The sequence below is a fragment of the Arsukibacterium indicum genome (genome assembly GCF_019100565.1).
GTDB lineage: Bacteria > Pseudomonadota > Gammaproteobacteria > Enterobacterales > Alteromonadaceae > Alishewanella > Alishewanella indicum.
The window spans coordinates 176,700-196,703 of record NZ_JAHRID010000009.1 but is presented as its reverse complement, the minus strand read 5'-3'; the positions used below and the strand labels follow the sequence as shown (position 1 = coordinate 196,703).

Here is a 20,004-nt window from a genome sequence, read left to right as displayed (position 1 = left end):
CCTGGCAGCGAGCCCGGCACGCTTTTCTGCGATTTACTTTGCAGCTGCGCGCTGCTTTACTTATTCCATGTGGCAGAGTCGCTGTTTACAGAGAGAGAACAGGATGAGTATTACCAGTAAAAATCCAGAAGCTGAGTGTGAAGTCGAACAGGGCTGTGCAGCTATTGCGCAGATTATTGAGCCCCGACCACATGATTTAGGAGGGTTTACCGTGCGGCGCTGCTTACCGGTGCGGCAACAGCGCAGTATCGGGCCCTGGATTTTCTTCGATGAAATGGGCGCCGCCGAATTTGCGCCCGGAAGCGGTGTTAATGTGCGACCACACCCGCACATTAACCTCGCTACTGTTACCTATTTGTTTGACGGCGAAATTCTGCATCGTGACTCGTTAGGCAGCTATCAGCCGATAACGCCTGGTGACATTAATCTGATGGTAGCCGGCAAGGGCATTGTTCACTCAGAGCGAGAGCGTGCTGAAGTCACCAACCAGGTACACCGGCTACACGGTTTGCAGCTTTGGATGGCATTGCCTGAAGCGGATGAAGAAACTGAACCGGCCTTTTATCACTATCCCGCTGCCACCATACCTGGCGGCCTGATTGACGGCGTACCGGTGCGGGTGCTGATTGGTGAAGCCTACGGCCTGAGTTCACCAGTGAAAACCTTTTATCAGACACTGTACCTTGAAGCTACCCTGCAAGCGGGCCAGAGTCTGCAGTTGCCGGTTGCACCCGAACGTGGCCTGTATCTGGTCTCGGGCCAGCTTAATTTGCAGGACAGCCAGTTAAAAGCGCGGCAGCTCGCGGTGCTGGGGCCGACCGAAGGCGTGGTTATTACAGCGACAAAACCAAGCCGGATAGCGCTAATTGGAGGGGAAGCCATTAGCAAGCGCTATATGGAGTGGAATTTTGCATCCAGTCAAAAGCAACGAATAGAGCAAGCCAAGCTGGACTGGCAGCAGGGCCGTTTTCCGAAGGTGCCAGGCGATGAAGAAGAATTTATTCCACTGCCAGTTTGATCTTTTCACCGGTTAAGCACCAAAGCCCGGTTACAGAACTTTGGTGCTTAGTTTATAGTCAGTAAATGATAGCAAAGCAGCTAAGCGTGGTGCCGGCCTTCGCGTATTTCCTCCAATACTTTTTTATTGAACGCCGGCAGGTCGTCCGGGTTGCGGCTGGTTACCAGGCCGTTGTCGACCACTACCGGCTCATCTACCCAGTTAGCACCGGCATTTTTTAAGTCGGTACTGATACTGCCATAAGATGTCACCTTGCGGCCTTTTAACACGCCGGCTTCTGCCAGTAACCATGGGCCATGGCAGATAGCGGCCACCGGTTTATTGGCGGTATCACTGAAAAAGCCCTGGATAAAGGCAATAGCGTTTTTGTCCTGCCGCAAAGTATCAGGGTTAATCAGGCCACCCGGTAATACTAAACCGTCGTAATATTCTGCTTTTACGTCATCGAGTGTTTTATCAACTTTAACGTCATCTGCCCAGTTCTTACCTGACCAGCCGGTAATTTCACCACCGCGTTGCGAGACAATATCGACTTCAGCTCCGGCATTAAGTAATGCATTGCGTGGCGAAGTTAGTTCACTTTGTTCAAAACCATTGGTGGCTAAAATTGCTACTTTCTTGCCTAAAAGGGGTTTTGGTTCATTCATAAATGCTCTCCTTTTATCGTAAAACGTTAAGTACAGGGTGATGTTGTGGTTCTCTTCGTGTGTGCCCCGGTAATTAACCGGTGCAGGCACGCTGTAAAACTTCTACAGACCAAGCGGTAAAACTTACCTGTGGTGCCAGCGCAACTGCGGGTTTAAATGTCTTCCAGGCGGTTGGCGCCTTGCATCATTTGCTGAGCTTGTTGCTTTTCCAAATCACGTACCTTCGCCAGTAGGTCCTTAATTTCTTCCTTCGGGCTGCGGTCGTACAGGTTCTCATAAAGCAGAATGATGATTTGATGTTGTTGCTCAACCTCAGCAATAATGGCGTTGGAATCCATTGTGGTATAGGCATCATCACAGGCAGCCTCTGCCATTAAGGGATGCTTATCAATATGCTCGGTACACCAGGTGTTGAGCGCTTTGTCTTCGCCAACATCTTTAAAACCCCGGACCCGGGTAGCCAGGTCCATTTCCTTGTCGGCCAGATAATTAAGCAACATCTGTGAGCGCTTATCTGACTGTACACTGGCACTGTCGGTAAAGCAGTTCGATAAATGCTGATGATAGCCTGAGGTCCAGTCGAGTAAGTCACGGAATGATTCAACCTTCATAGTATCTCCTGTCTGCAAATGTCGCTGCGAACTTATGTTTGTAAGAGACTATGCAAGGATAGGACCAGCTGGCCAGACAGGCGGCTAACGGCGTTTAAACTGGGCCAGGCGTGAGAGAATGTAATTACGGCATAACGCGGCGTCAGCATAATTTTCCGGGGTATCGGCTGCGTCCTCGCTGGTATGATAAATGGCGAAACCCGCTTGCTGATAAGTCGCCAGTGCCGCCGGATGATCGTCTGAGCAGGTATGGACCCAGACATTTGTTACAGTTTCGTTGGTCTCAGCAGGCGCCGCAGATGCCTCAGTTGCAGCCAACTCAGCTAACCATTGCTGGGCTAAGGCCACCGCTGCTGTTAGCAATATTGGCCCCAGACCTTTGCCGGTAAAAGCGGGCAGTAATCCAAAAAACGTCAGCTCGATGCTGGCCGCCAACCTTGTTGCCGGCGGCAGCGGCTGTGCTTCCGTTGCCGCCGGGTGCAGATTAAGTTCAATAAAGCCCGCTATTGTGCCCTCCTGATAAAGCACCCAGGTGCGAACCCTATCTGTACTTAAGTGGTTTAACCATTGATGGTAATCCCAGCTTAGTCTGCTAAACCAGCGCCAGTGGTTGCCGACCGCTGTGAATAAAAACTGGCTGAGTTCCGGGCTGGGAATGGTTGCTTCCATTAACAGGCAATCTGCCGGCCAGCGGGGAAGGCGCAGCGCCGGGCCCTGAAACTGCAGGTACCAGGTGGTAATAAGGTTGTCTGACATCGTTGTAGCGTCATGGTGAAAAAAGGCATGCTAGCAAAGCCGGTGGCGCAGGTAAATGGTCACGATAACTCATATAATTACCTCAAGATGCCTGACATTGGGCTGAGCAGGACTATAGTGATAGTGCAATTTTGTCATTTCAGACAAGTTAGCTGGCGCAGTTGCAACACATACAGGAAGAATTGAAATGAGGTTTAAGGTAATAGCGGGTACTGCATTATGGCTATTCAGTGCATTCGCATTTGGCAAGTTGCCCGCACAACCGGTGCAGGTGCAGCACCCTGACATGCTGCAGTTGTTTGCAGCTGATGCAACACTGGAAGTTCTGGCCGAGGGTTTTAGCTGGGCAGAGGGGCCGGTAGCTGATCCTGCTACGGGTGATATCCTGTTTTCCGACGTGCCTGAAAACATGGTTTATCGCTGGAATGAACAGCAAGGCTTAATGGTATATCTTCAGCCGTCTGGTTATACCGGCCTGTATCCTGAAAACAACCGGCAGCAGGGCGCTAACGGGCTTATTTTTAACTACGATAAGCAACTGGTGCTGGCGCAACATGGCGACCGCCGCTTAGCGTTGTTGAATGGTTTTGATAATGGCGCGCCGCAGTATCAAACTTTAGTTAGTCAGTTTAACGGTAAGCGGCTAAACAGCCCTAATGATCTGGTTCAGCATAGCAATGGCGCTTACTATTTTACCGATCCGCCTTATGGCCTTGCCGGCGGTGACAGCTCGGCCGAAAAGCAGCTTAGTGTAAATGGTGTCTACCGGTTGGATAGCAGCGGCAATCTCACACTGCTGATCGATAACCTGACCCGACCCAATGGTCTGGCATTCTCACCGGATGAGCAATGGCTGTATGTCGCCAACTCGGATAAAAGTGCTGCGCAGTGGTGGCGTTATTTGGTTAAACCAGACGGCAGTTTAGGCATGGGCGAACTATTTGTGGATGGGACAGCAACCGCGCAAACTACTAACGGCTTGCCAGATGGTTTAAAAGTGTTGCCCTGCGGGACCATAGTGGCAACCGGCCCCGGTGGCGTGTGGGTAATCTCGCCTGCAGGCGAGCATTTAGGCACTATTCAAACCGGTATATCAGCGGCTAATGTAACACTGTCAGCAGATAACCGCTATTTGTATATTACCGCCACTAATTACTTACTACGGATAGCTCTTAAACCATTAACCGACTGGAAATAGCAGCCAGCCAAGGGCTTTTTGGGCCGCAGCATTAAACACCCGCAGCATGGCGTTGATGATATCCTCCGCCAGCTGCAAGGTCACAATGGCCAGCGAACGTAAACGTGCTCTGGCAACCATACGTTGATCTTCCAGAAATATTTTGGCGCCGTATTCATCAATCTGGCCCAGCACTTTCTGACGGGCGACGTATTCAAGGTCAATTAAAATACTGCGGGCAATGTTATCCGCCAGCTCACTGACAGCGGGCCAACTGTCTTTGGCTGCGTTTTTGGCACTGGCCAGAGCTTCCTGCAGTACATTACCAATGTCAATTTGGTTTAGCGTAGTCATGATGGCTCCTTTAACGGTCGCTCTGGCGCAGTTTTGCAACTTCAGCCTGCTGTATTGCCACGATAAAGCGGACAAGCGAAACATGCCGGCGAGACCAGTCCGCCTGTGTCAGTACTTTCCCCGGCGCTGCCTGATGCTGCGCCTGCCAGTTCACAACCAGGCATTTTAAATCAACAAAATTTTTAACCGTCAGCGAACTGAACTCGGCCCGGATATCATCGGCGCTGTTATCGCAATTCGATGGTAAGGCGTTATCAATATACCGGGTAATCTTGCTTTGCAGGAGCTGACCGCTGGTATCAACCTGCTCACTGTTTGCCAGAGCGCGCAGCAGCAGAATATTGGTATCAATCAGCAGCTCAGCGTACAGGTTTTCCATATTGGCACTATGGCCAGGATGACTAGGGTCTTCTGTAGTGGGTCGCTCTGTCGGGCTTTGCATTTTGCTATGTTCAATAATGGTGGCTGCTTTACGATAAAACTGTTCGCTACCGGTTAATAGCTTTTCATCATAGGGCTGCACTAGTGTGGCGGCAGCACAGCCTAGCAGGCTTACCAGGCAGGCAAGCAGCAGAAACGAGCGATTCCGGTTCATTATTATCAATCCTTGCTATTACTGCTTCAGCGTTTAAAACCAATCCTGAAGCCACCCCAATGTTTACCGTTGACAAATATAGGTACAGACAGGTCATGCAGAATTTCGCCGGTATCCCGCTTATAGGTTTGCAGTAGCATCGCTTCGGTATTACTGCCACAGCGGCTGCCGGTTCGATCATCAAAAATGCGTTTACTGCGATTGGCTATCAGATCTTTATTATAGTCACCGCTGAGCGGTTGGCTGAACTTTTTATTATGGGTTGGAAAATAGCCTTTGCGGTCCACGGCACCGGCGTAAAGCACCTGGCTATGCCGAGCTAAAATGGGTTCCTGAACCTGAGGAAGCACCTGATCAGTATAGCTGTCGTAAGCGGTATGAAATTTGGGCGGATTGGTATTGGCGATGGGTTGATATTCTTTTGCAAACAGTTGCTGCTCAGTATATTCACCATTACTAATTCCTTGCTGCAGCAAGGCGGCAACGGCTTCGGCAGCTTGTTGTGCCTCCTGCAGTATGGGGGTATAAAAACTTTTGTGCCCGAGCTGACTAAGCTCAAGGTAAATACTCTCGGTTTCCGTTGATAAATCAATAGCCTGATTGGCTATGCTGCTGCCTTTTCGTTCTATTTCATTTAATGTGCCGCTAATACTGCTTATTGCCTGCGTTAGCTCTGCGCTGGTTTGCTCCAACTTGTTACCCGCATTTTCCAATTGGCCGCTGGCTTCAGCGGCCAGGCTAACTTCACTATTGATAAGGCTGAAACCCGAAGTAACCTGATGCAGCTGCTGTTGAACTTCAGCACTTTTTGTTACCAGTAAGCTCATTTGATCTGCCGTCTGGCCACTTTGCTGACGGATTTCTGCCAACATTTTTGCAATATCAGCAGTGGCGCCAGACGTTTTGCTGGCCAATGCCCTTACTTCCTCAGCCACCACAGCAAATCCCCGGCCTTGCTCCCCGGCACGTGCCGCCTCAATAGCCGCATTCAATGCCAGTAAGTTAGTTTGATCAGCCACATTGTTGATAACCTCAGTTATCCGCTGAATATTGTCAGCAGAACTGCGCAGTTGCTCCAATTCGTGGGCAGAGTCGCTTACTGAGTTGGCCAGCTGTTGCAGGTTGTTTACACTCTTTGCTAACTGGGTGTCAGCTTGCTGACATGCGCTGGCCGTCTGCCGGATGCTGTTGTTCAGGGTTTGCAAGCTATCATTCAGCTGGCTGCTGGTTTGACTCACTTCACTGCTACTATGCGCAATCTGGCCACTGGTTGTGGCGCTGAGCTTAATTTCACTGATTAAGCTATCGATAAAAAATGACACTTCAGCCGAACCGATCGCCAGTTTTGAAGTAGATAATTCAATTCTGCTGATATCGGGCTCGTGCTGCCGGGGGGCAGCTGATGCAGGCTTCGCCGCAAGCCGGTTCTTATTGTAGTGCAGCCAGCTGAAATAGCTTAGCAGCAACATAACCAGCACAACACTACTTAAGATGTTGGCATTGCTTAACCAGTAACCGGCAAGCAGCACAATGAGAAGTCCAAGATTAATTAACCAGTGCAGCATGTTAACTCCGGAATATGCACTATTATTGGGCTTAATATGGCAGAAATTGGCAAGCGGTAAAGTATTAGCGGACCGTCTGAGACTAAAGTCTAGGCTGCTTTTTGTACCAATTAGTTGATGTCCGTCAAAACCGTTAGGCGTTTTAACCAGTATTATAATAACTACTAAATGCAGGAGAGTAAGTGTATGAGCAACTTTAACCGTCGCACGTTCTTTAAAGTATCTGCCGGCACCATTATCGGTCTGACTGCCGGTGGTGTCAGTTTAAGCGCCCTTGCAGCTGAGCAACTGAAACTTGATGATCCCTTAGCGGCAGCGATGCGCTACACCCATAAATCGGAAGTAGAGGGCCAGAATTGTGCAAACTGCAATCTGGTACAGGGCGAAGCAGGGCAGGAGTGGCGGCCTTGTGCTATTTTCCCGGGTAAACTGGTCGCCAGCGAAGGCTGGTGTGCCGCCTGGGTGAAAAAAATCGCGGCGTAATTTTTAAGAAACCCGATAAGACGGCCTGCAAGCCGTTTTATCGGGTTGATGACTCAGGGCAGTTTTAAATGTCGGCCACCGTCAAGCGCCAGCACCCGGCCGGTTACGTACTTGCTGTTTAGTAAATACAGAATGCTTTGCAAAACCTCATCCGGTCCCGGGGCTACCGCCATTAATGATTTAGCCAGCGCCTTTTGACGATACTGTGCATCATCTCCTTCGTTAAACATTAGCAGGGCTGGAGCAATGGCATTAACCTTCACAGCCGGAGCCAACTGGCGGGCCAGCGACAGCGTCAGGTTCTCCAACGCTGCTTTTGATGCAGCATAAGCCTGGTGCTTAGTGCTGCCTACGCTGGCAACGAAGTCAGTTAGCTGAATAATGTCCGCCCCTTCTGAACTGGCCAGCAGTTTCGGCAGCAAAGCGCGGTTTAGCAAGTATGGCGCCCGGGCGTGAATATGCTGCATCGCATCAAATATGTCGGCGTCCCGCTGTAATTGCGCTGCTAACGACTGACCGCTACCTGCTGATCGAGGCGGTAAATCTGCCTGCCAGCTGGAGGCATTATGAATAACAGCCCGGATCGCCGGGAAAGGTTCTAACGCCGTTATAAAAGCGGCCATGCTGTCCAGTTGGGTTAAATCTGCTGCGATACAGTGGGCTCCGGCTTGTTTCAGTGCGCTAATGCCGGCCGTCATTTTGCGGTAACTTACCAGCAACTGATATCCGTGCTGTTGTAACGCCAAGGCGCAGTGCAGGCCAACCCGCTGGCCTGCTCCGGTAACAACAATAAGACCTTTTGATGACATGGTATTTATTACATTTTCTGAGAGATTGATGCCTGCTATACGCGACAAGGAGAGATCAGGTTCTATTTACCGGCTTCATTCATCAACTCGGCGCTGACATAGCCGAGAAAGTCGGTTTCTGGCAGAGGTCTGGCCCAGTAAAAGCCCTGACCTTCATCACAGCCCAACAATGCCAGTTGAGCGGCAGTGGCGCTGTCTTCAACGCCTTCGGCTACGGTTTTCAGGCCCAGGCTTTTACTCATTTGAATAATGGCTCTGACCAGCGGTTCATCCCGCTCTGATAAGCAAAGGGACAAAATAAAGGATTTATCTATTTTTAAGCGGCTGGCATTAAAGCGGCGCAAATAGCCCAGGTTAGAGTAACCGGTACCAAAATCATCGATAGAAAAGCGGATCCCAAGTTGATGCAATGCAGCCAGTTGCCGGGCAATGTTATCACCTTCGCCAATCAGCAGGGATTCGGTTAATTCCATCTCCAGTGAGTGTGCTGGTAATGCTGCCGCACTGAGCGCTTGCTGAACCTGCTGTTCAAGTTTGCCATCCCGGAACTGGACATAAGATAAGTTAACGGCGATGGTTAAGTCGTACCCCTGTTGCTGCCAGCGACTGCACGCCAGACAGGCTTGCTGCAATACCCATTCACCAATTTCAACAATCAAACCGCTGCTTTCTGCCAATGGAATAAAGTCATCCGGGGCAATCATGCTGCCATCTGGCTGAGGCCAGCGTAGCAGTGCTTCAGCACCGATAATCCGTTGATCGCTCAGCTGCAGCTTGGGTTGAAAATACAACTGGAATTCGTTATTTTTTAATGCCTTTCGCATAAGCTGCAGCAAGTTGAATTTATCGATACTGGCCTTGTTTAATTCGTCATGGTAAAAGCGGTAAACATTGCGGCCATCTGCTTTTGCCTGAAACATGGCCATATCGGCATGTTTGCATATTTCACTGAACTCGTTGCCATCGTCTGGCATGATAGCAATACCGACTGAGCCTGAAATTTCAATCTGGTTTTGCATAATAAAAAAGGGCGCGGTGGTTTGTTGGAGTAAGGCTTGAGCCTTCGCTGCCAGCGCTTCGCTATTGTCGAAACCGGGTACCAGCAATAAAAACTCATCGCCGCCGAACCGACATAAAATATCATTTTCAGCTAACAGATTTTCCAGTCGGCGGGCTAACTGCTGCAGTAGTAAATCGCCGGCAGCATGACCCAGCGAATCATTTACCGGTTTAAAATTGTCCAGATCCAGCAGTACAACAGCCAGGCGCTGAGCATTGGCAAGGCATTCGTTATACAAACGCTGAAAATGCTGCTGGCAATAAACCCGGTTAGGCAGGCCGGTAAGTGGATCATGCAATGCCAGATGCTCGATGTGTGCCTGGCTTTGTTTTACCCGGTGATTTTCGCTTTGCAGTGAGTGCATAAGCCGTTGCTGGTCGCGATACAGTAAATACACGCATCCGCCGGTAACCAGCAATATGGCACCAATAAATACAAAGTGGGCGGCGCTGATCTGTGGAATAACCGGCTGGACGATGCCACTGACTGCCAGGTAGGTCAGAACACCGCAGAACACCAGCATAAAACTGATTAATGAGAAAAACAGCCGGCTGTTGCCTAGCATAGCGGCAAAAACCAGCACACCTGGATAGCCCAGCAGCGCTAAATCGCGGATGCCGCCCGATAAAAACGCCAGTGCAGACAACATTAAGCACATCGCCCACAGCAAAATATAAGTAGCAAAAACCACCCGGCGCTGATACGCCAGCAAGCCAGCAAAACCGAGGGAACAGCAGCCAGCCAGCAATACCCACTTGGTTGTACCTGCGGCAACTGCCACGGCCAATACCAGACCAAACAGGGTCAGGCCTGTTATTTGCAGTAAACGTTTGGTGCGCAGCTTATCAAGCCGGGCCGGGGGAAGAACAGCTAAGGGATGACTGAATTCTGAATTAGGCGTCATGCACGTCGATACTACACATTTAACGGATTATTTTACTGTAGACGCATTTTTAATGTTGTGCGAATGACCAATGCTTATTTAAGGTAGCCGTTACTAATTAAATAGCGTTTTTGTCAGCAGGTAGTTTGGCGGAAATAAATACCGTAAACAGCAGCAGCACCGACGCTACCCATAAGCAGCTAACCAGACCTGCGCTCTGATACAGCCAGCCTGACAGCACAGTACCCAGTAACCGGCCCATTGCGTTGGCCATATAGTAAAAGCCAACATCCAGAGATACGCCGTCACTTTTGGCATAGCTGACAATTAAATAACTGTGCACCGCCGAGTTAATGGCAAATACCACGCCAAATAGCATTAACCCGGCCAGCAGTGTCAGCTCAATATGCCAGTTTGCACTAAGGGCAATGGCTATCAGGCCTGGGATAACACAGAGCAATGCGGCCCAAAACGTAACGGTTCTGCCGTCGGGCAGGGTGTTTTTACCCAGTAGTAACGGAGCGATACTTTGCACCCCGCCATAGCCGATAACCCACAACGCCAGAAAGCCACCAACTGTCCAGTGATCCCAGCCCAGCGAACTTGCTAAAAAAAGTGGTAGGGCAATAACAAACCAGACGTCGCGGGCTCCGAACAACAGCATACGGGCAGCGGATAAGATATTGATAGCCCGGCTTTTCGACAGCATTTCCCGGAATTTAGGTTTTACCCTGCTTTTTCCCAGATCCTGCTTTAATTTAATTAAACTGCAGGTCCAGACCAGCAGCAACATCAGGGCTAAGCACAAAATCGCCAGCTGAAAGCCCACCAAACTAAGGAGTAAGCCACCGGCGAAAAAGCCCAGGCCTTTTAACGCATTTTTAGAGCCTGTTAACAGCGCCACCCACTTAAATAAGGTACCTTGTGCCTCGCTGGATACGAGCATTTTAATGCTGCTTTTGGCGCTCATTTTATTTAAATCTTTGGCGATGCCTGACAGCGCCTGGGCGGCCATCACCCAGGGTACCACTAAGTATGTCGCAGGAAGTAACAACATCGACAGCGCAACAATTTGCAAAAACAGCCCAATATTCATGGTACGGTTTAAACCGATGCGCGCCCCCAGCCAGCCGCCAGCAAGATTGGTAACAACACCGAAAACTTCATAAAACAAAAACAGCATGGCAATGCTCAGGCCACTGTAACCCAGACTGTAAAAGTGCAGCACTACCAACATCCGCAGCGCGCCGTCGGTCAGGGTGAAGGCCCAGTAATTCGCCGTTACCAGTAAATACTGGCGAACAGAAGAAGAGAGTGTCGCCAGCATCATGCTTAGATCTTATCCTGTAAACCAACCATTTTCGCCAGTTCGACAGTGCGGTTGGCGTACCCCCACTCATTGTCATACCAGGCATAAACTTTTACCTGAGTGCCATTAATTACCATGGTGCTCAGCGCATCAATAATGCTGGAGCGTGGGTCGGTTTTATAGTCAATCGATACCAGGGGCCGGGTCTCAAAACCCAGAATGTCTTTCAGCTCGCCATCGGCAGCCGCTTTAAGCATAGCGTTTACTTCCGCTACTGTTGTCTCGCGCTCAACCTCAAACACGCAGTCTGTCAGCGAGGCGTTGGTCAGCGGTACCCGCACTGCATGGCCATTTAACCGACCTTTAAGTTCCGGAAAAATTTCAACAATGGCAGTGGCTGAACCTGTAGTAGTAGGAATTAAGCTGCTGCCGCAAGCCCGGGCCCGGCGTAAATCCTTATGTGGGGTATCCATTATACTTTGGGTGTTAGTCAAATCATGAATAGTGGTAATGGAACCATGCTTAATACCCAGTTGCTGGTGAATAACTTTTACTACCGGCGCCAGACAGTTTGTGGTGCAGCTGGCTGCGGTGACTATCGGGTGTTTATTTTTGTCATACAGCTGATGATTAACGCCCATTACCACATTTAACACCCCGGCCTCTTTTACCGGGGCACTCACTACCACCCGTTTTACTCCCTGACGCAGATAATCCTGCAGCACAGCAGCGCTTTTCATCTTGCCGGAGGCTTCAATAACGACGTCGCAGTCAGACCAGTCGGTATCACTGATTGCCTTGTTATGGCTGACGGCAATAGCTTTATCGTTGATGAAAATAGTACTGCCCCCGGCGCTGGCATTATGGCGCCAAATTCCATGCACCGAATCGAAGTTCAGCAAATGGGCATAAGTTGCCGCATCAGCAGCCGGGTCGTTAATCCGGATAAACTCCAGTTCTGGCCAGTCAAATGCTGCGCGCAGCGCCAGGCGGCCAATCCGGCCAAAGCCGTTAATTCCTACTTTTATACTCATGTTAGTGTCCTTTTGTCTTTAGCAGCAGCTTTGTGTAACAGCACGTTCTGATATCAGGCTAAGTTGCTGTCGGCATGGCGCCAGATATAACTCATTCGCCAGCAATGTTTGCTTTAATACTTGTTGCGCCCAGGTCGGCAGAGCGGGGTGCAGTGAATAAAACACCCACTGGCCACTTCGCCTGTCCGCCAGGACATTGGCTTTTCGCAGCTGGGCTAAATGGCGGGAGATTTTTGGCTGGCTCAGCTCCAGTGCTGTCATCAGCTCACAGACACACAGCTCTTGCTGTTCGGTGATTAACAGCAGGCTTTTTAAGCGGGTATCATCGGCCAGCGCTTTATAAAACGTAACAGGGCATAACATCAGCAGGCAGTACCTTTGATTTAAATATGCGGATAATCATATATGCGAAAATTCATATGTCAAGCACCGTTTTGCTTCCAAAGCACCCTTTGTTAATGAATCTGAGTTATTGGACTGAGCCCGGCTTTACCCTAAACCCGGGCAGCGCTACTATGCCGGTATACTTAGGTTGTAATGGAAAAGGTTGCCATGAAAAAAACGATGACAGACAGCAACCAGCGCGATCCGGGTAAAAGCCAGGCAAGCTCGGGCAGTACTGAGCAAGGATTTAGCGCCGACATGGCGCGAGCCCGCCAGCGCTTGCACGCAATTAGCAGCCTGGCCCTGCAACAATTTGAACAGGTACTCAGTGCATATCAGAGCAATAATATCCGGCAGGCGCAGCAGGTACTAAGTCAGTTGCAACGCGCTCAGGATTTTGAGTTAGCCATGGATGATCATTGCCTTGACATGTTAAGCCATACTGCCAGTGATCGTGATTTAAGATTAGTGCTGGCGCTGTTAAAAGCGATAAGCGACATTGAGCAAATCTGCAATCAAAACGTTCAGATCGCGCAACAGATATTGCTAAACAAAACTAATACACCGACTGCAAAACAGCTAACAGCTATTACTACTCTGGCCGAGCCGGTTGGCCGGATGCTGGGATTAGCCCTTGCTGCACTGCAGCAGCAAAGCAGTGCCCAGGCTGAGCAGGCAATCAGTCTGGCTGCAACAGTTAATAAATGCTATGGCGCGATTTTACGAAGTAATCTGGCTGAAAATGCCCCGAGCCAGACTGGGCAACTTGGCGCCACCCTGGGCGTGAATTGGGTAGCCAGAGCACTGGAGCGGATTGCTGAGCACAGTGTTCATCTGGCAAAACAAGCTGTTTTTATGGCACGGGTAAGCAGCGGCCAATCATCCAGGGTGGAACTGCAACCCAGGCGGCCAGATAGAGGTTGAGATAGCCCAAATACCACTTTTAACATTTAATTAAACAAGATGGCATAATTATGACAGCATACTTATTGTTGAAGTCTTAATATTTATATTTAAAACAATGACTTATAATAAATAAAAAATATTCTCAACCTTCACTAAACTGTAATAAAAATATGCTAGACAGCCGTCGTTGTGCTGACTATAGTCTGGGTAAGACGTAGCAGGAGTACAACGATGAAAATGAATAAAAAACACCTGGTAACAGCCATGGCAGCATTGGCACTGATAGGCCTTAGCGGTTGCTCCAGCCTGAGCAAACAACAATACACTTATGTGGTTGACAATGATCGGCTTGCTGAAGCCAACAGTTTAACCCGCACCTCAAAACACACCGGCCATGTGGTCTGGTTAAATCCGCCAACCAAAAGAGTGGCAGTGACCAAAGACGAAAAATAAGCCTGCAGGCTAAACGTTAAAACCCACCTTTCAGGTGGGTTTTTTAATCTGCAAATGGTCCGAAAACTTTTACTGCCAGCAATACTCCGATTGTCATAAAAACGTCATTTGCCGGACGTATTCTCATGCTTTTAACGCTGCCTGAGATGTCTGCATGTTATCCAAACTGAAAATATCCCAACGAATTTTATTATTGGGCCTGTTGCCGCTAGTGGTATTGGCACTGGTGTTGGTAGCGAGTTTCTGGGCAGCTCAAACCAAAGATAAATTGTTCCATCAGCTGTATGATCAGCATCTTGTCATTTTGGCTGATGTGATGAGTGCTCAAAAGCTGCTTCAGCAACAGGGGCTTATTGAAATACGAAAGTACCGAACGGGTTGGGCATCGGCAGAGAATACCCGTACCACGGTCTTGGCGCAGCTGGCGCAGGCTCAACAGCATTGGCAAAGCTTCAGTGAAAAAAGACCACAGCTTGCTGAAGAAAATAGTTATCAGGCGTTAGATGACGCTTTCGCCGGGGCAATTAAACAGTATGAAGAATGGCTGGCGTTTGCGGGCACAGATGCATTGCTGGTGCGCATTTTAAATGAATCAACAATTAACGCTGAAATCGAGCGGAGAATCACCGGTTTTACCGATTTGGCTGATGCCTTTATTCAGCAGCAAATTGCGGCAGGCGCGATTGTGCGGGATCAATCGGTAACATTCACTGACCGATTGGTAACGGTATATCTGTTTGGTGGCGTGCTGTTGTTGCTGGCGATAGCTGCCCTGGTGTTTGCCATTCAGCGTTCTGTGTCCGGGCCGTTAAACGGCTTGCAGCTTCTTTTGCTGCAGGTTGCCCGGCAGTCAAACCTGCAATTGCGAGCCAATGAGCAAGGCAATGATGAAATTGCGCTTGCGGCACGTGCCCTGAATACCATGCTGCAGTCTTTCTCTGATTTGATACGTAATCTCAGCAGCAGTGCTGGCGCGTTAAGTGAGCAATCTGAACAGGTATTTTCTGTCAGCGAAGAAGTGAGCACCGGGTCTGTGCGGCAGAGTGGACAGGTTAGTCAGGTGGCGGCGGCCGTTGAGCAAATGACCATGGCGATTCGTCAGGTTGCCCACAACGGCAAAGATGCGTCAAGTCGTGCTCAGCAGGCAGAGCAGTTTAGTCATGACGGTAGCCTTGTTGCCGCCTGCAGTATGACAACGACTGAGCAGTTAGAGCAGAAAATGCTGCAGGCAAGCAATGTTATCAGTCAGTTGCAAAAAGACAGCGCACAAATATCGGGCGTATTAGAAGTTATCCGGAAAATTTCAGAGCAAACCAATTTACTGGCACTCAATGCTGCAATTGAAGCGGCCCGCGCTGGTGAAGCAGGTCGCGGCTTTTCAGTGGTTGCAGATGAAGTGAGGATGCTTTCTGCCAGTACCCAACAGGCAACCGAGTCTATTCGCGATATGATAAGCCAGCTGCAGCAACAAGCTGACTCTGCGGTAGCGGCAATGGCACAAGCGGCCGCCCAGGCCAGTGAGAGTGTTGGCCAGTCGCGGCAAACTGATCAAATGTTCCGGCAAATAGCCGCCGCGGTAAAGGAAATTGTGCAGTTAAATGCAGAAATTTCAGTAGCAACGGATGAGCAACAACAAGTTGCGACGGCTATTGCTGACAGTATCACGCTGTTGAATGACGATATCCGTCAGCTTAGTAACAGTGCTGAGCGCTCTTCTGATGCCAGCGAGCAACTCAATTTGCTGGCCCGGGAAATGTCAGAGGGTTGTCAGGCGTTTAAAGTTTGACGGGATAAAACATGCAGTGCAAAGCGACTTTTCACTGCTAATATCAGACGTTAGTTGGTTGTCATATTATTGCAATAAAAGTATCGCATACTGTGCAGCATCAAATGCATTTCTTACCGAGGATTTACAGAATGAAAATGAATAAGCTGACTAAACTGATTGTTGCCTCCGCCGTCAGTCTGGCATTTGCAGGCCAGGCTCATGCCAACCGCGATACAGTGCAAGTAGCGGGTTCGTCTACTGTCCTGCCTTTTGCGTCGATTGCAGCTGAAGAGTTCGGCAATAACTTTGCCCAATTCCGCACCCCTGTTGTCGGCTCGGGTGGTTCTTCAGGTGGCTTACGTCAGTTCTGCCAGGGCGTTGGTACCAACACGATTGATATTGCTAATTCATCCCGGCAAATTCGCCCGGCTGAAGTGGCTGCCTGTAAAGAAAACGGCGTAAATGAAATTATCGAAGTGAAAATTGGTTATGACGGCATTGTGTTTGCTTCGCGGATTGATGCCGGCATTTTTAAATTAAAACCAGAGCATGTGTTCCTGGCTCAGGCCGCTCAGGTACCACAAAACGGCAAAATGGTGGCTAATCCTTATACTAACTGGCAGCAAATTGATAAAAGTTTGCCAGATCAGGCTATCTTACTGGCCATCCCGGGTTCAAACCATGGTACCCGCGAAGTATACGAAGAAAAGGTTATTATTGACGGCTGTAAAACCTTTGCTGAAGTGCAGGCCATGCCAAAAGCCGAGCAAAACAACTTTTGTTTAGCAATGCGCACTGATGGCAGTGTCATTGAGATTGCCGGCGACTACACTGAAACCCTGGCCCGGCTGCAGGCACAGAAAAATGCGTTGGGCGTATTTGGTTTAAGTTTCTATGAAGCCAACCGTGACCGGATTAAAGTAGCAACTGTCAGTGGTGTTGAGCCGACGGTTGATAACATTATTGCAGGCACTTATCCGGTATCGCGGCCGCTGTTTTTCTATGTGAAAGGTGAGCACATCGGGGTTATTCCAGGTTTAAAAGAATTTGCTGAGTACTTTGTCTCAGATGCGGCATCTGGTTTTGGCAGCCCATTGGAAGCAGCAGGCCTAATTCCACTGGATGACGATGAGCGTGCAAAAATACTGGCCGACATTCGCGCGAAAAAATCGCTGTAACAGCGCTTATCAGGCAAAGAAACAAGAGGGCCAGCCGGTCCTCTTTTTCTATTTCAGTAATATGACAGTGATTGTAATAAAACTGCAATATGCGCGGGTTAAGCTTGCGCGGCTTATTAAAGAAGTATTTTCCCGTTGGGTATTCCGGATTGGCGAATGGAGCAAGCATGAGTAATTTTTCGTTAATTGTACTGCTACTGGCTTTGATGGCTATAGGCTATCAGCTGGGCATGGTGCGCAGTCGCAAGGTAGCGGCAGTCAACCTGCAGCAAAAAATGCACTCAAGGCCACACCATTACGGCATGATGGTCGGTTTGTGGGCGGTTATCCCGGCTTTTTTTATTTTGGTGCTGTGGACTTTATTATCGCCTGGCGTGATAAACAGTATGGTCGCCGCGCAATTGCCTGCAGAGGCGCTGGCTGCTGAGGGCATGAATGCCGATGTTATTATGCGTCGGATCAGTAACCTTGCCGCCAATTTTGGCGTGGTGGCTGAAGCGGAGCAGTGGGAGCTGGCTGCGGCTGCTTATATGCAGCAATTGAAAAGCAGCAGTGCTTTACTATTAACCGGCCTGATAGCAGCAATAGCTGGCGCCGGTTTGTTTTTCAGCTATAAACGGATTAAGCCGCAGCTGCGGGCACGCCATCAGATAGAGCGCACTATTAAAGCGGTATTAGTTATCTGCTCTACCATTGCCATTTTAACCACCATTGGCATCGTGTTGTCGATGGTGGGTGAAACCATTAAGTTCTTTACTTTTGTACCACCGGCAGATTTCTTTTTTGGTACCACCTGGAACCCGCGCTTTTCAACTACCGGTGTCAGTGAAGGCTCGCTAACTGGCAGTCAGGGCAGTTTTGGCTTATTGCCCCTGCTATCAGGCACCATGCTGGTGGCCGCAATCGCGTTGCTGGTAGCTATACCGCTGGGTTTGATGGTTGCTATTTACCTGGCAGAGTATGCCCCTGCCAAATTCCGGGCAACGGCTAAACCCATTATTGAAGTGCTGGCCGGTATTCCTACCATTGTTTATGGTTTTTTTGCGCTGGTAACCGTTGGGCCATTTTTAGCTGACTTAGGTGCCAGCATTGGCCTGACGATCCGGGCCACTTCTGCCTTAACCGCCGGGGTGGTAATGGGCATCATGATTATTCCGTTTATCTCATCGTTATCCGACGACATTATTACTCAGGTTCCCAAGGCGCTGCGCGATGCCTCGCTGGGGCTTGGTGCGACTAAGTCTGAAACTGTGCGTAAAGTCGTGTTGCCTGCGGCATTGCCCGGCATTGTTGGAGCAGTATTGCTGGCGGCCAGCCGTGCTATCGGTGAAACCATGATCGTGGTGCTGGCAGCTGGTAACAGCCCGGCCCTGACCGCTAACCCGTTTGAAGCAGTGTCGACCGTAACGGTTACCATCGTTAACCAGTTAACAGGTGACAATGACTTTGCCAGCCCGCAATCGTTAGTGGCTTTTGCGCTGGGTCTGACCTTGTTTGTGATTACCTTGCTGTTAAATGTGGTAGCGCTGGTGATAGTGCGTAAATACCGGGAACAATACGAGTAACTTATGACTAAGACGAACATGAATTCCGAGCAGGCATCATCGGCAGAAAACCCGGCGCCACTGAGTAAAACTCAACGTCAGGTAGCGGCTTCTTTAGGCCGGCGTCATCGCCAGGAAAAACTGTTTAAAAGCATTGGCCTGACGGCAGTGATCATCAGTCTGATCCTGGTAGCCATATTATTTATTAATATCTTTGCCAAAGGTGTTCCGGCGTTCTGGCAATCGGCTATTACCCTGGATATTTATTTTGATCCTGAAATTATCCAAATCAGTGAAAAACCGGTGCAACAGCCAGATGAAACTGAAAATGCCTTCCGACAACGCTACCTGGAATGGCAGACTGAAGTCGGTATGGTCAATTTTAACCGGTTAATTCTGGACGGGCTGTATAAAGTGATACCAGAAGCGTCAGAGCGCCAGTTCCGGCGCGATGCAGCCAGAATTGTAACCTCCGGTGAGCGCTACGCGCTGCGGGATATGGTTATTGAAAATCCGGCTATTATTGGCCAGACCAAAACCGTCCATCTGCTTACCGATGCCAATATTGATGTCTGGTTAAAGGGCAATATTGATCGCGACCTGCCGGATTCACAGCAGCAGTTAAGCCCGAAAGTGCGGGAGTGGGTTGCCACGTTGTCGGAGCAGGGTATTATCGAAAATCGCTTCAGTTTTGCCCTGTTTATGAACCCGGATTCACGCAGCTCGCTGGCCTCCGCCGGTTTAGCCGGTGCCTTTATGGGCTCGTTATATATGATGCTGGTGGTTATTTTTCTGGCGGTACCGATGGGCGTCGCTGCGGCCATTTACCTAGAAGAGTTTGCGCCGAAAAACAAACTGACAGACCTGGTGGAAGTAAATATAAATAACCTGGCGGCGGTACCATCTATTGTGTTTGGCTTGCTGGGAGCATCAGTTTTTATTGGCTGGTTTAATCTGCCGATGTCGGCGCCGGTGGTGGGGGGGCTCGTTCTGAGCTTAATGACTCTACCTACGGTGATTATCGCCACCCGCTCAACCCTTAAAGCAATACCGCCGTCGATCCGGCAGGCTGCACTGGGCCTTGGTGCATCGAAAATGCAGGCTATCTTTCATCATGTGTTACCGCTGGCGGTACCGGGAATCTTAACCGGCGCCATTATCGGGGTGGCGCAGGCGCTGGGTGAGACCGCACCCTTGTTGTTAATTGGGATGAAGTCTTTTGTGGCCCAGATACCCAGTGGACCCTTTGAGCAATCAACGGCCTTACCTGTACAAATTTATTTGTGGCAGGGCAATGAGCTACGTAACTTTTTTGAAGCCCGGACCTCGGCTGCTATTATCGTGTTGCTGGCATTAATGCTCTCGTTAAATGCGCTGGCAATATGGCTGCGGAAAAAATATGAAAAACGCTGGTAGCCAACACTCATATACCCGGCAAACTCCAGAATTTTAAACGAATTAGATGTAATA

Annotated in this window: 20 protein-coding genes; 9 read left to right on the top strand and 11 right to left on the bottom strand. The window is 49.6% G+C overall.

The window, feature by feature from the left end:
* Positions 1 to 103 precede the first annotated feature (103 nt).
* Entirely contained in the window at positions 104 to 1,018 is a 915-nt protein-coding gene (locus KQY15_RS17130) for a pirin family protein (protein WP_217671129.1), read from the top strand.
* Between the two features lie 80 nt (positions 1,019 to 1,098).
* On the opposite strand, the gene KQY15_RS17125 is transcribed toward KQY15_RS17130, so the two are convergent.
* The 3 genes from KQY15_RS17125 to KQY15_RS17115 all read right to left on the bottom strand — a co-directional run bounded on the left by KQY15_RS17125 (position 1,099) and on the right by KQY15_RS17115 (position 3,032).
* Positions 1,099 to 1,665, bottom strand: a complete 567-nt coding sequence (locus KQY15_RS17125) for a type 1 glutamine amidotransferase domain-containing protein (RefSeq protein ID WP_217671128.1) — start codon at positions 1,663 to 1,665, stop codon at positions 1,099 to 1,101.
* A gap of 152 nt (positions 1,666 to 1,817) precedes the next feature.
* A complete protein-coding gene (locus KQY15_RS17120; protein WP_217671127.1) occupies positions 1,818 to 2,276 on the bottom strand; it encodes a hypothetical protein in 459 nt (152 codons plus the stop codon).
* 84 nt (positions 2,277 to 2,360) lie between these two features.
* Positions 2,361 to 3,032: a GNAT family N-acetyltransferase gene (locus tag KQY15_RS17115; RefSeq protein WP_217671126.1), complete on the bottom strand. Its 672-nt coding sequence runs from the start codon at positions 3,030 to 3,032 to the stop codon at positions 2,361 to 2,363.
* A gap of 187 nt (positions 3,033 to 3,219) precedes the next feature.
* Here KQY15_RS17115 and KQY15_RS17110 point away from each other — a divergent pair, with 187 nt between their 5' ends.
* Entirely contained in the window at positions 3,220 to 4,230 is a 1,011-nt protein-coding gene (locus tag KQY15_RS17110) for an SMP-30/gluconolactonase/LRE family protein (RefSeq protein ID WP_217671125.1), read from the top strand.
* On the opposite strand, the gene KQY15_RS17105 is transcribed toward KQY15_RS17110, so the two are convergent.
* From KQY15_RS17105 to KQY15_RS17095, 3 genes are read right to left on the bottom strand one after another with little or no spacing between them, the layout of a single operon-like run.
* Positions 4,213 to 4,563 carry a hypothetical protein gene (locus tag KQY15_RS17105; RefSeq protein ID WP_217671124.1) on the bottom strand — a complete coding sequence of 117 codons (351 nt, stop codon included), beginning with the start codon at positions 4,561 to 4,563 and terminating at the stop codon, positions 4,213 to 4,215. The two genes, KQY15_RS17110 and KQY15_RS17105, sit on opposite strands and share 18 nt — an antisense overlap.
* A gap of 10 nt (positions 4,564 to 4,573) precedes the next feature.
* Positions 4,574 to 5,158, bottom strand: coding sequence for a hypothetical protein (locus KQY15_RS17100; RefSeq protein WP_217671123.1), 585 nt, complete (start codon positions 5,156 to 5,158; stop codon positions 4,574 to 4,576).
* Between the two features lie 26 nt (positions 5,159 to 5,184).
* Positions 5,185 to 6,723 carry a methyl-accepting chemotaxis protein gene (locus tag KQY15_RS17095; protein ID WP_217671122.1) on the bottom strand — a complete coding sequence of 513 codons (1,539 nt, stop codon included), beginning with the start codon at positions 6,721 to 6,723 and terminating at the stop codon, positions 5,185 to 5,187.
* 186 nt (positions 6,724 to 6,909) lie between these two features.
* Between KQY15_RS17095 and KQY15_RS17090 the strand changes: the two genes are divergently transcribed.
* Positions 6,910 to 7,206: a high-potential iron-sulfur protein gene (locus KQY15_RS17090; RefSeq protein ID WP_217671121.1), complete on the top strand. Its 297-nt coding sequence runs from the start codon at positions 6,910 to 6,912 to the stop codon at positions 7,204 to 7,206.
* 53 nt (positions 7,207 to 7,259) lie between these two features.
* Here the strand turns inward: KQY15_RS17090 and folM are convergent, their stop codons facing one another.
* The 5 genes from folM to KQY15_RS17065 form a co-directional block, all read right to left on the bottom strand.
* Positions 7,260 to 8,015 (bottom strand): dihydromonapterin reductase, encoded by a 756-nt coding sequence (gene folM / locus KQY15_RS17085; protein WP_217671120.1) that lies wholly within the window; start codon positions 8,013 to 8,015, stop codon positions 7,260 to 7,262.
* 62 nt (positions 8,016 to 8,077) lie between these two features.
* Positions 8,078 to 9,979, bottom strand: a complete 1,902-nt coding sequence (locus tag KQY15_RS17080) for a putative bifunctional diguanylate cyclase/phosphodiesterase (RefSeq protein ID WP_217671119.1) — start codon at positions 9,977 to 9,979, stop codon at positions 8,078 to 8,080.
* A 97-nt stretch (positions 9,980 to 10,076) separates the two neighbouring features.
* On the bottom strand, positions 10,077 to 11,288 hold the full coding sequence (gene arsJ / locus KQY15_RS17075; protein ID WP_217671118.1) for an organoarsenical effux MFS transporter ArsJ: 1,212 nt from the start codon (positions 11,286 to 11,288) through the stop codon (positions 10,077 to 10,079).
* 2 nt (positions 11,289 to 11,290) lie between these two features.
* Positions 11,291 to 12,301 carry an ArsJ-associated glyceraldehyde-3-phosphate dehydrogenase gene (locus tag KQY15_RS17070; protein WP_217671117.1) on the bottom strand — a complete coding sequence of 337 codons (1,011 nt, stop codon included), beginning with the start codon at positions 12,299 to 12,301 and terminating at the stop codon, positions 11,291 to 11,293.
* Positions 12,302 to 12,319: 18 nt separating this feature from the next.
* On the bottom strand, positions 12,320 to 12,664 hold the full coding sequence (locus KQY15_RS17065; protein ID WP_217671116.1) for a metalloregulator ArsR/SmtB family transcription factor: 345 nt from the start codon (positions 12,662 to 12,664) through the stop codon (positions 12,320 to 12,322).
* A 189-nt stretch (positions 12,665 to 12,853) separates the two neighbouring features.
* Here KQY15_RS17065 and KQY15_RS17060 point away from each other — a divergent pair, with 189 nt between their 5' ends.
* From KQY15_RS17060 to pstA, 6 genes are all read left to right on the top strand, one after another.
* The gene (locus KQY15_RS17060; protein WP_217671115.1) at positions 12,854 to 13,609 is read left to right on the top strand and encodes a phosphate signaling complex PhoU family protein; all 756 of its coding nucleotides are present in this window, start codon (positions 12,854 to 12,856) and stop codon (positions 13,607 to 13,609) included.
* A 213-nt stretch (positions 13,610 to 13,822) separates the two neighbouring features.
* Entirely contained in the window at positions 13,823 to 14,044 is a 222-nt protein-coding gene (locus KQY15_RS17055) for a hypothetical protein (RefSeq protein ID WP_217671114.1), read from the top strand.
* Positions 14,045 to 14,198: 154 nt separating this feature from the next.
* On the top strand, positions 14,199 to 15,830 hold the full coding sequence (locus tag KQY15_RS17050) for a methyl-accepting chemotaxis protein (protein WP_217671113.1): 1,632 nt from the start codon (positions 14,199 to 14,201) through the stop codon (positions 15,828 to 15,830).
* A gap of 131 nt (positions 15,831 to 15,961) precedes the next feature.
* Positions 15,962 to 16,990, top strand: a complete 1,029-nt coding sequence (locus tag KQY15_RS17045; RefSeq protein ID WP_217671112.1) for a substrate-binding domain-containing protein — start codon at positions 15,962 to 15,964, stop codon at positions 16,988 to 16,990.
* 167 nt (positions 16,991 to 17,157) lie between these two features.
* Positions 17,158 to 18,555 carry a phosphate ABC transporter permease subunit PstC gene (gene pstC, locus KQY15_RS17040; RefSeq protein ID WP_217671111.1) on the top strand — a complete coding sequence of 466 codons (1,398 nt, stop codon included), beginning with the start codon at positions 17,158 to 17,160 and terminating at the stop codon, positions 18,553 to 18,555.
* A 3-nt stretch (positions 18,556 to 18,558) separates the two neighbouring features.
* Entirely contained in the window at positions 18,559 to 19,950 is a 1,392-nt protein-coding gene (pstA, locus tag KQY15_RS17035; RefSeq protein ID WP_254795789.1) for a phosphate ABC transporter permease PstA, read from the top strand.
* The last annotated feature ends 54 nt before the right edge of the window (positions 19,951 to 20,004 follow it).